We start from the raw sequence: 6,644 nt of genomic DNA, 5'->3' as shown, positions 1-6,644 counted from the left end.
CAACGCCTTCCTCACAACTGAAAGTACTTTACAACCCGAAGGCCTTCTTCATACACGCGGCATGGCTGCATCAGGGTTTCCCCCATTGTGCAATATTCCCCACTGCTGCCTCCCGTAGGAGTCTGGACCGTGTCTCAGTTCCAGTGTGGCTGATCATCCTCTCAGACCAGCTAGGGATCGTTGCCTTGGTGAGCCATTACCCCACCAACAAGCTAATCCCACCTGGGCTAATCCTGACGCGAGAGGCCCGAAGGTCCCCCTCTTTGCTCCGAAGAGATTATGCGGTATTAGCTATCGTTTCCAATAGTTATCCCCCACATCAGGGCATATTCCCAGGCATTACTCACCCGTCCGCCGCTCGTCAGCATTGATAGCAAGCTATCAATCTGTTACCGCTCGACTTGCATGTGTTAGGCCTGCCGCCAGCGTTCAATCTGAGCCATGATCAAACTCTTCAATTAAAGTTTTTGTGGTCTTTCGACCGGCTCAATGAATACTGTTAAAATACCGCTAACTAGAAGCTAGTTAGGATATTTGAATTGACTGTGCCAAATAATCCGTCTCTATAAGAGATGAGTTATTTGTATTGGTCACTAGTATCATTGATAAATCTTTCGACTTAACTTTTCAACGAGTGCCCACACAGATTGCATGGTCAAATTGTTAAAGAACGTTAGCGCAACACATCGTGTTGGCTGAGGCTGCGTATACTACACCGCGCTCAATTTAAGTCAACAATTATTTTAAAATTAATTTTCAAAACCCTTGCCACACTTAACTTAAAGCATACTTCCTTATCTTTTTAAGATTGAGACAAGATTTCAGCATTAAGACTACGATTTACCCAATTTAAAAAACACTGTTAGCTAAGTTTTAAATTAGTTTTTTTTATAAACCGCTTACCTACAAGTTATACACAGGTTGTAAATAACTTACTAACCATCCGTATTCCCTGTCGATGGAGCAGCATTATAGGGATAAGCTTAGAGATAGCAATAACAAAATTGAGAATTCAAACCGAATGACAATAAAAACAACGATAAACCCCAAAAATAACACTTTTCGTACAAAACGATACGTTTTCTTCTGTTTAAAAACAAAAAAGGCATATGAGGTAACTCATATGCCTTATCGTTATTTAATAAGATTAGTCTTTTATTGAAACAATAAAAGATGGATTCAGTAATTGCTCGCGATGATAGTTTAATGGTTGCCCTTCTAAATCGAGTACTATAGCCCCAGCACTCTCAGCTACACACTGGCCAGCAGCGGTATCCCACATCATTGTGGGTCCTAAACGCGGGTAACGTTGCGCTCGACCTTCTGCGACTAAACAGAACTTTAATGATGAACCAACTTCCGTCATCTTGTGCTCACCGATTTGTTCTAAGTAGTGATCTAACTCTGGGGAAGGATGAGAGCGACTACCAACAATCGTTGGTACTGTTGCTGCTCGTACACGAATAGGCTCACGACCGGCTTTGGTTTCTAACCACGCCTTATCACCATCACCTAACCATGCTTTTTCTAATGCAGGCGCATACACCACACCTAAAACAGGACGTCCTTCTTTTATTAAAGCAATGTTAACCGTGAACTCACCATTTTTGCGAATAAACTCTTTAGTGCCATCTAATGGATCAACTAACCAAAATGTGTCCCAATTTTGTCGTTGATGCCAATCTGTATGTGCGGACTCTTCTGAAAGAATAGGGATCTCTGGTGTTAGCTGTTGTAGTTTGGTAACGATAAGTTCATTAGCGGCAAGATCGGCATCTGTGACAGGGCTGCTATCTGATTTTTGCGTGATCTGAACTTGACCATGGTAACGAGCCATAATGGCAGCACCCGCCTCTAACGCGATGCTATATATTTCGTCGAGTAACATTGCCAATCCCTTTCTCCTTCATTTATTAGCTGATGATCTGTTTTGACTTTAAATGTTCAACACATTGTTCCACCAGCTTATCTATTGCATTACTACCTGCCGCTAAATGGAGCTCAGGCGATAACGGCGGTTGGTATTCAGAATCAATACCTGTAAATTGTTTGATTTCACCTGCTCGCGCTTTTTTATACAAGCCTTTCGGATCACGTTTTTCACACTCAGCAAGAGGAGTATCAACAAATACCTCAATAAACTCACCTTCAGGCAGTAAATCTCTCACTAACTGACGCTCTTCTCGATGTGGTGAAATAAAAGCACTAAGTACGATTAGCCCGGCATCAGCCATTAATGTCGCGACTTCACCAATACGTCGAATATTTTCACGGCGATCTTCCGCTGAGAAACCAAGATCACGACATAAACCATGACGAACATTGTCACCATCAAGTAAATAGGTGTGATAACCCATTTCAGCCAGTTTATTTTCTAATGCGCCAGCTACTGTTGATTTTCCTGCGCCGCTTAGGCCTGTAAACCACAACACACTCGCTTTCTGATTCTTTTGTGTTGCACGTAATTCTTTGGTTACGGTATGACGATGCCAAACAATATTCTCGTTATCATCATGCGCTTGTGGCGTGATTGTCATAACACACTCCGTTGTCTATTTATTAAAAAGGGAATAACAGTGGGATCAGGGTTAATACAACGATTGAATACACTATCGATATTGGTAATCCAATCCGAACATAATCTCTCAGCTTATAGTTACCTACGCTATAGACTAATAAGTTAGTTTGATAACCATAGGGTGAGATAAAGCTCGCACTGGCGCCAAACAGTACTGCCATAATAAAAGGCATAGGATCAACGTTATAAGCTAATGCTAGGCTATAACCGATAGGAAAAGACAAAGCCGCTGCAGCATTATTCGTGACTAACTCTGTTAACACGAGTGTCAGTAAGTAAACCGCAATTAATGCCCCATAAATTCCCCAGCCATTAAATGCTTCAATCAAAGCTTCACCCATTCGCTCAGATAACCCTGTTGTGATCATCAATTTAGCCAAGGTTAAAGCCGAGCCAACAATCACAACGATATCGATAGGAAAACGACGGCGTAATTCTGCAAATGAGATAATGCCTACTGCTACCATAACGAAAAGATAAATGGCTAACCCTTTAATGATCGGTAATACATCCAATAAAGCGAGACCAATAACAGTCAGAAATCCCATCAGTACAGCTGCACTTTTGGTGTTATCTAAGCGAGCACTTGAATCAAGACCATTCACCAAGACAAATTCACGATCTAAGGTGGCTTTCTTTTGTTGGAATTTTTTACCCGGCACGATAACTAATGTATCGCCAGCATGCAGTTCGATATTACCGAGTCCACCAGCAAGACGTTCATGACCACGACGTATCGCCACAACGACAGCATCAAAATTTTCTCTAAAACGGGTACTTTTTAAGGTTTTACCACGAATTCCTGCCGAGTGGCTGATGATGACTTCCATCATCGATTGGCCATTTAGGTGATGCTGACCAAAAAGGTTTAAACCTGGAATTTCTTGAAGTGTGGTTACACTTTCGACATCACCACAAAATAATAAGGTATCGCCTGCCTGCAACTTAGTATCAGGGCATACAGGTGCAATAGTTTGACCGTCACGGATCAACTCAGCTAGAAATAAACGGCGTAGGGCACGCAAACCATTTTCGGCAACGGTTTTTCCTACTAATGGGGATTTAGCTTCTACACGCGCTTCAAGGAAATAAGGCAGTTGATCATCGGCATGATCATCATAACTGGGTAATAGATGACTAAGCGGGATAAGAATAGCTAAACCAACAACCAATACCGCTAAGCCAATCATACTTGGTGCGAAAAAGCCTAAACTAGGCAGACCCGCATCTTCAACGAAACTATTTATGATTAAGTTCGTCGATGTACCTATTAACGTTAACGTTCCGCCTAAAATAGCGGTATACGACAACGGTAATAATAATTTAGATGGTGCGTGACGTTGGTTACGCTTAATCGCACCGATTAATGACACGACAACCGCAGTGTTATTCGTAAAAGATGATAATAATGCGGTTGATAAGCCGAGTTTTGTGACCACAGCCGTCTGACCGCCCTGTGATATTTGACGCCCAACCCAACTAATCAACCGTGTTTTTTCTAAAGCAATGGAAACAAGGATCAACAACACTAATGTCAGTAATGACGAATTAGTGAAATTGCCAGCCAATGTCGGTAAATCGATCATTCCAGACTGATAACCAATAAATGCCGCACCTGCAAATAAGTAAGGCGGTTTTATTTTGGTTGCCAGTAAGCAGAGAATAATCACCACCAACATAGCTAAGACAATCGCTTGCTCCCATCCCATAGAGTTACCCTAGCAACTTGCTAAGATCTTTAGCATCCCAGTGTGGAAAGTGCTTGCGGATCAGGGCATTTAATTCAACTTCAAATGCTGAGTATTGCGCAGTATTTTGTTTAGCATCTAATGCTTCACGTACCATACCCGCACCAACCGTCACATTCGTTAAGCGATCAATAATGATAAAGCCGCCAGTATCTTTACATGCTTGATAGCTATCAACGGCAATGGCTTCATTTAAGCTCACTTCACATAAGCCAATACCATTAAGCGGTAAAGCATCAGTTTCAAACGTTTCAAGGTTATTAATATCAACTTGGTGACGAATGGCATCAACACTACCAACCGTTTTCTTACCCGCAACTTTAATGTCGTACTGGCGACCGGTTTCTAACGCTGACTCGCCCATCCAAACAATATCAGCAAGTAAATTATTACTTAGTGGCACTGTTTCATCAGCAGCCACTAACGTATCACCACGGCTAATATCAATTTCATCAGCCAAGGTTACTGTTACTGCTAAGCCCGGTGTTGCAACCTCTAAATCACCATCAAATGTTACGATGCGATCAACGGTCGAGGTTTTACCCGATGGTAACGCACGTACTTTTTGTCCCACTCGTAATTCACCTGAGGCTAATGTGCCGGCGAAACCACGGAAATCAAGATTTGGACGATTCACATATTGCACAGGGAAACGTAGTTCTGTCGACGCCTGACCTTGAGTAAGATCCACTTTTTCAAGCAAGGTCAGTAATGAATCACCATCATACCAAGGCGTTTTTTCGCTAAGGCCAACAACGTTATCCCCTTCTAATGCCGATAACGGTACTAAGCTAATGTTGATATCACTGTTCAGTTTTTTCGAGAACGCTAAATATTCTTCACGGATTGACTCAAAACGCGCTTGGTCAAATCCCACTAAGTCCATTTTGTTAATCGCAACAATAAAGTGACGAATACCCAATAGACTTGCAATGTAAGAGTGACGACGAGTTTGATCCAATACGCCTTTACGCGCATCAATCAAGATCACCGCGACATCACAGGTCGATGCACCTGTTGCCATGTTACGGGTGTACTGCTCATGTCCTGGGGTATCGGCAATGATGAACTTACGCGCTTTGGTTGAGAAGTAACGATAAGCAACATCAATCGTGATCCCTTGCTCGCGCTCAGCCTGCAATCCATCAACCAATAACGCTAGGTCAGGCTTATCGCCCGTTGTACCGACTTTTTGACTGTCGGTATGAATTGCCGCTAATTGATCTTCATAAATTTGATGAGAGTCATGCAGTAGTCGACCAATTAAAGTACTTTTACCGTCATCTACTGAGCCACAGGTTAAAAATCGCAGTAGAGATTTATTATGGTGTTGGTCAAGATAAGCTTCGATACCGAGCTCAGCGACCTGTTGTTCAATCACGCTATTCATTATTCTCTCCTTAGAAGTAACCTTGGCGTTTTTTCAATTCCATTGAACCCGACTGATCATGGTCAATCGCTCGACCTTGTCGTTCACTCGATGTTGCCACCAGCATTTCTTCAATAATGCCCGGTAGTGTATCGGCTGTAGATTCAATCGCTCCCGTTAGTGGGTAACAACCTAAGGTTCTAAAGCGCACACTCTTTTGCTCGATTTTCTCACCCGGTTGAAGATCCATACGCTCATCATCAACCATGATCAACATGCCGTCACGATCAACCACAGGACGTACTTCAGATAGGTACAGTGGAACAATCTCGATACCCTCTAAATAGATGTATTGCCAGATATCAAGCTCAGTCCAGTTTGAAAGTGGGAAAACACGAATGCTCTCACCCTTGTTGATTTGACCGTTGTAAGTCTTCCATAACTCAGGACGCTGATTTTTCGGATCCCATGTGTGGTTCTTGTCACGGAATGAATAAACACGCTCTTTTGCACGTGATTTTTCTTCATCACGACGTGCGCCACCAAAAGCGGCATCAAAACCATACTTGTCCAGTGCCTGCTTTAGACCCTGAGTTTTCATAATATCGGTGTGCTTTGACGAACCGTGCGTGAATGGGCCAACGCCCATTGCGAGACCTTCAGGATTCTTATGTACCAATAAATCAAAGCCATACTTTTCTGCGGTGCGATCACGGAAATCGATCATCTCGCGGAATTTCCAATCGGTATCAACGTGCAGCAATGGGAACGGGATCTTCCCCGGATAAAATGCTTTACGTGCTAGGTGTAACATCACCGATGAATCTTTACCGATAGAATACATCATTACCGGATTATCAAACTCAGCCGCTACTTCACGGATAATGTGGATACTTTCCGCTTCTAACTGCTTGAGGTGGGTTAAACGTTTCGGGTCCATCTCTCTCTC

The 6,644-nt window shown here is 42.8% G+C and carries 5 protein-coding genes and 1 rRNA gene; all 6 read right to left on the bottom strand.

Annotation, left to right across the window (positions count from 1 at the left end; genetic code table 11):
- Positions 1-461: ribosomal RNA gene (locus C9J40_RS15225) — 16S ribosomal RNA — on the bottom strand; the annotation flags it as partial.
- A gap of 686 nt (positions 462-1,147) precedes the next feature.
- Positions 1,148-1,888 carry a 3'(2'),5'-bisphosphate nucleotidase CysQ gene (cysQ, locus tag C9J40_RS15220; RefSeq protein WP_199187180.1) on the bottom strand — a complete coding sequence of 247 codons (741 nt, stop codon included), beginning with the start codon at positions 1,886-1,888 and terminating at the stop codon, positions 1,148-1,150.
- Between the two features lie 25 nt (positions 1,889-1,913).
- The gene (cysC, locus tag C9J40_RS15215) at positions 1,914-2,537 is read right to left on the bottom strand and encodes an adenylyl-sulfate kinase (protein WP_107208049.1); all 624 of its coding nucleotides are present in this window, start codon (positions 2,535-2,537) and stop codon (positions 1,914-1,916) included.
- A gap of 22 nt (positions 2,538-2,559) precedes the next feature.
- On the bottom strand, positions 2,560-4,287 hold the full coding sequence (locus C9J40_RS15210) for an SLC13 family permease (RefSeq protein ID WP_105061352.1): 1,728 nt from the start codon (positions 4,285-4,287) through the stop codon (positions 2,560-2,562).
- 4 nt (positions 4,288-4,291) lie between these two features.
- Positions 4,292-5,716, bottom strand: a complete 1,425-nt coding sequence (gene cysN / locus C9J40_RS15205; protein ID WP_107208047.1) for a sulfate adenylyltransferase subunit CysN — start codon at positions 5,714-5,716, stop codon at positions 4,292-4,294.
- 10 nt (positions 5,717-5,726) lie between these two features.
- Entirely contained in the window at positions 5,727-6,635 is a 909-nt protein-coding gene (gene cysD, locus C9J40_RS15200) for a sulfate adenylyltransferase subunit CysD (RefSeq protein WP_107247342.1), read from the bottom strand.
- Positions 6,636-6,644: the final 9 nt, after the last annotated feature.

This window comes from Photobacterium sp. GB-72 (genome assembly GCF_003026095.1).
In the GTDB taxonomy this organism is placed as follows: Bacteria; Pseudomonadota; Gammaproteobacteria; order Enterobacterales; family Vibrionaceae; genus Photobacterium.
The sequence above is the reverse complement of the archived record's forward strand: the minus strand, read 5'-3'. Positions and strand labels throughout refer to the sequence as shown.